Genomic DNA, 259 nt, shown 5'->3' on the forward strand with positions numbered 1-259 from the left:
TTAGAAGAGCATCGTAATTTACCAATTGAAGTACAAGCGAAGCATTTATGGGCAACAGGGCTAATTGATGATGTCATTATCGGAAATGCTTATGCGAGTGAAGAAGAGTTAGAGAAATTAGGAAACTTAAATCGTTACATGTTACAGCTAAAGGTACACTTTGTAGACGAAGCAACGGAAGTAGAGAAGAAAGCGACGCTGCAAGAATTACACGTAAGACGCGGCGACATAACAGAATATATGGTACGTTCTACAGAAG

General features: G+C 39.4%; 1 protein-coding gene. It reads left to right on the forward strand.

Annotated features, from left to right (window positions below):
• Positions 1 to 259: MupG family TIM beta-alpha barrel fold protein (locus tag JDS96_RS31230; RefSeq protein ID WP_199669170.1), on the forward strand; the 259-nt coding region annotated here is incomplete at both ends.

It is taken from the genome of Bacillus cereus group sp. N21 (genome assembly GCF_016483395.1).
Classification (GTDB): Bacteria; Bacillota; Bacilli; order Bacillales; family Bacillaceae_G; genus Bacillus_A; species Bacillus_A pseudomycoides.